This is a genomic window from Paenibacillus kobensis NBRC 15729 (assembly GCF_004000825.1).
GTDB lineage: Bacteria > Bacillota > Bacilli > Paenibacillales > Paenibacillaceae > Paenibacillus_T > Paenibacillus_T kobensis.
This window is the reverse complement of the sequence record NZ_BILZ01000120.1, coordinates 1-3,798: the sequence shown is the minus strand read 5'-3', so window position 1 is coordinate 3,798 and position 3,798 is coordinate 1. Positions and strand designations below refer to the sequence as shown.

At 57.8% G+C, this 3,798-nt stretch carries 3 protein-coding genes and 1 pseudogene; 1 reads left to right on the top strand and 3 read right to left on the bottom strand.

What is annotated here, in order from left to right; translation table 11 throughout:
* A pseudogene (locus PKO01S_RS28240) lies at positions 1 to 1,086 on the bottom strand (HelD family protein); the annotation flags it as partial.
* 414 nt (positions 1,087 to 1,500) lie between these two features.
* On the bottom strand, positions 1,501 to 1,791 hold the full coding sequence (locus PKO01S_RS28235; RefSeq protein ID WP_127534767.1) for a DUF1294 domain-containing protein: 291 nt from the start codon (positions 1,789 to 1,791) through the stop codon (positions 1,501 to 1,503).
* Between the two features lie 68 nt (positions 1,792 to 1,859).
* Here PKO01S_RS28235 and PKO01S_RS28230 point away from each other — a divergent pair, with 68 nt between their 5' ends.
* On the top strand, positions 1,860 to 2,579 hold the full coding sequence (locus tag PKO01S_RS28230; RefSeq protein ID WP_127534766.1) for a LysE family translocator: 720 nt from the start codon (positions 1,860 to 1,862) through the stop codon (positions 2,577 to 2,579).
* Between the two features lie 171 nt (positions 2,580 to 2,750).
* On the opposite strand, the gene PKO01S_RS28225 is transcribed toward PKO01S_RS28230, so the two are convergent.
* A partial coding sequence (locus PKO01S_RS28225; RefSeq protein WP_281278969.1) for an ATP-dependent helicase C-terminal domain-containing protein occupies positions 2,751 to 3,798 on the bottom strand: 1,048 nt, incomplete at its 5' end.

Genomic DNA, 3,798 nt, shown 5'->3' with positions numbered 1-3,798 from the left:
AAGCCGCTCGCGCCGTTTCATCAGCGGCTCGTCGCCGTAATCCGTCGAGAGCCATTCACGAATCCGTTCCGGTGTGAGCGTCAATCGAGGATGCGGCTCGAACGGCACGTCCGGCACAAGCTTGCTCTCCATCTCGGCGAGCTTCTCGTCCAACAGCGTACGGAATGCGGCGCGCCCTTTCCATCGGCCCGGCGCTTCGTCTCGCTCCGTCTGCGAACGGCGCTCTTCGAACCAATGCTCTAGCGTATCGGCCGAGCTCACAAGCGACACCTCTTGCTGCAACAGCTCCAACGACCAATCTGCAAACGTCGTTTGAGCAATGTCGCCTACGCCCAGCTCTGGCAGTACGCCCGAAATATAATCGAGGAACATCGTGTTCGGCGCGAAAATAATCATTCGGTTCGCTGCGATCCGCCCGGCGTAATGGTAGAGCAAGAAGGCGAGACGGTGCAGAGCGACCGTCGTTTTTCCTGAACCCGCGACCCCTTGAATGAACAGCGCTTTGTAACGCTCGGCACGGATAATGTTGTCTTGTTCTTCTTGGATCGTCGAGACGATGTCGCGAAGCTTATTGTCTTTTGACTCGCCGAGCCGGTACAACAGAAACTCGTCGGTAGCTCCAACGTTGTCTTCTCCGCGCACGTAGCTGTCGACGACGCGGACAAGCTCGCGCTGGCGGACGAGAATGTTCCGCTTCAGGAACATGTCGCCCGACACTTCGCCGTCAGGCGATTCATAGGCAGCCGGGCCGTCGCCGCCGCTGAACGAATAGAACAAGCTGGCGACCGGCGCGCGCCAATCGATGACGAGCGGATCGCCGCCCTCGTCGCTGCCGACTCCGGCTTTGCCAATGTACAGCTGCTTCGGCTCTGGATCTTTATCCGCCTTGTAGTCGATCCGGCCGAAGTACGGCTCCTTCGACGCGATCTGGAGCTTCTGTTTCCGTTCCTCGCGCTGCATGTCTAGCACTTGCTCCGTATAGTCGTTGCCGGTGTATCGGGGCCCGATACCGCTTAACATTTGGTCAATCTGCTGCAACGATCGTTGTAACCGTCCTTCTTCCTCTTGATGCGTAATTTCGGCCATGGAATCCTCCTAAAGGTTTTGCGATAGTGTAAGCTCGGGGAATCGAGATGACGGGAAGCAAGCAGAAGGCTGCTTCGTAATCTATCGCTTAGGTTTTGCGTTAGTTGTAAGCTCATTTCGTGAGATTACAGGAAGCAAGCATTGGCCTGTTTCGTGCTATCGCTTGAATAGAATTCGTTCCGGTTGTCTGTTTCGAGCATTGCATGTAGAGGAAGAGCAATGATAGCGGCTACTGCTGCAAGCGGCTTCAAATTGGCGATTTCTTCAACTCGGACTTCATCCGATCGCCTAGCCCTCATCAGGGCAAAACCGACACCGATTCGAAAAAGGAATACTAGATTACCACTGGCACATGCATTAGTCAACTGTGAAAAAGGTTAATACTGGGATTGGCTATGCCTCCCGGGTGGGTTGTTATTCGTTACCTAAGTTGAACCAATCCATACCGAATACGCCGTAGATAAGCACCGCATGAAGAAGCGCCATGGCGGGAAACCCGAGTGCGAATACCGGATGCTTCGTTTTATGCCGGTACGTCCTCATAGCGGCCATGCCTCCGAATGCACCGCCAATCAAGCCGACCGTCAGCAGCCGGCGCTCCGGAATCCGCCGGTGGTGGCGGCGCGCTTGCTCCTTGTCGTATTTCATCATTCCCCATAGAATGATATTTACTGCGATATAATAGACCAATGATAGGACAACCATTCATCTCACGCTCCTTTTTTATTTGCAGCAATGGCTGCTTTGACCTTACATCATGGAGGACTGTTTAAATGCTTACCTTGCACACTGCGTTAACTTTTATCGGCATCGCCGCTGCACTGACGGTCATGCCTGGCCCGGACATTCTGTTCGTCATTGCCCAGGGCATGAGCCGCTCAGCGCGAAGCGGCATCTTGGTCGCACTCGGATTATGCACCGGGCTGCTCGTACATACTTCTCTAGCCGCGCTCGGCGTATCGGCGGTCGTACTCTCTTCCCCTGCCGCTTTCTCCGCGGTCAAATGGCTCGGCGCAGCCTATTTGCTTTACTTGGCATGGCGGACTTGGCCAAGACGGCAGGGCGCTGCGCCAGAGCAAGTCAGCGTCAGCTCGCACGCACAGCTGATCGGCTCTAGTGAGGCGAAATCGGATGCGAACGCTCGTACCAGCGAGACGGAACTCGTCCATCGCCACGGCGATCTGACACCCGGCATGTTGTACCGCCGAGGCATATGGATGAATGTGCTCAATCCGAAAGTTTCGTTGTTCTTCTTGGCGCTTCTCCCGCAGTTCGTCTCGACGGACCGCGGCAGCGTGCCGCTTCAAATGCTGCAGCTCGGCATCCTGTTCATCGCGCAAGCGATCGTTATATTCTCGATTGCTTCGCTCGCGGCAGGCTCGCTCGGAGGCGCGGTACAGCGCCGGTCTAATAAATGGAACAAGCGCCTCTCCTGGATCGAGGCGCTTATCTACGCGGCGCTCGCCGCCAATCTCGTGCTGCTGCAAGCTTAATGCTGAGGCGGGCGGCACCAGTTCGGTGCGTTACGAGCGTAGCGGGCGGCGGCGGTTGGCGGAAACGCATCGGTTTGGTGCGTTACGAGCGTAGCGAGCTGCTGCGGCGCGCGGTAACGCACCAGTTTGGTGTGCGTTGCGAGTATATTCCAGTACTCAAACCTTTGCACGTTAAGGCCTAGGGCGCACGCGGTTAGTCGGAACGGCCACAAGCGGGTCATCCGGCCAATAATGTTTTGGATAACGCACCTTCAGCTCTTTCTTCACCTCGAAGTACGTCTCCCGCCAGAAGCTGGCCAAATCCTGCGTCACCTGTACCGGCCGCTGGGCCGGCGACAGCAGGTGCATCGTCACCGGCAGCTTGCCCTTCGCAATTCGCGGCGTCTGCTGCAGACCGAACAACTCCTGTAACCTCACCGCCAACACCGGCTGTTCCGGGTTCGAATAATCGACCGGGATGCGCGAGCCGCTCGGCACTATAATATGTGTAGGCATCAGCTCATCGAGCCTCTGCTTGTCATTCCATGTCAGCATTGTTTCCAATACGTTCATCATGTTCAGCTTCTGCAGCCCGTCGCGGCTGCGGATGCCGGACACATGCGGCGCCAGCCATTCCTCCAGCGTCGCAAGCAGCGTCTCCTCCGACAGATCGGGCAGCTCCGGATCGTACTTGCGCATGAGCTGAATCCGGTCGCGCAGCTGTCCGGCTTGCTTGCTCCATGACAAAATACCGATACCTTCAGCACGAATGCCTTCCAGCAGCGCATTGGTCACCTTATCCGTATCCGGCTTCGCCGCTTGTTCTTCCTTCAGGACGAGCGCACCGAACGAAGTCCGCCGACGAGCGCGAACCGCCTGTGCCGAACGGTCCCAGACGACGGACGTGTCGTCCGTAATCCGGTCGCCATGATATGCGAGCAACTCGCTTTCTTCCAGATAGGCAGCTAGTACGATCCGGCTCTCGCCGTCGCCGTCTTCCATCTCGCAAGCCGCGATGTAAGGGGACAAAGAGAGCGGCTGCATCGGCTGCAGCACGGCGCCTCTTCCGCCGGCCAGCAGAAAACGGCCGTCGCCGCGCCCTTGGCCCACGCGGTCAGGATACGCGAACGCCAGCAGCGCCCCTGGCGACGGAGATTCTGTAGCAGCCGCCGAGGCAGAGCCGGCGGCTGCGCCATGCTGCGCGAGCGCGCGCTGCCATTGGCGCGCTTCCGCGAGCGCC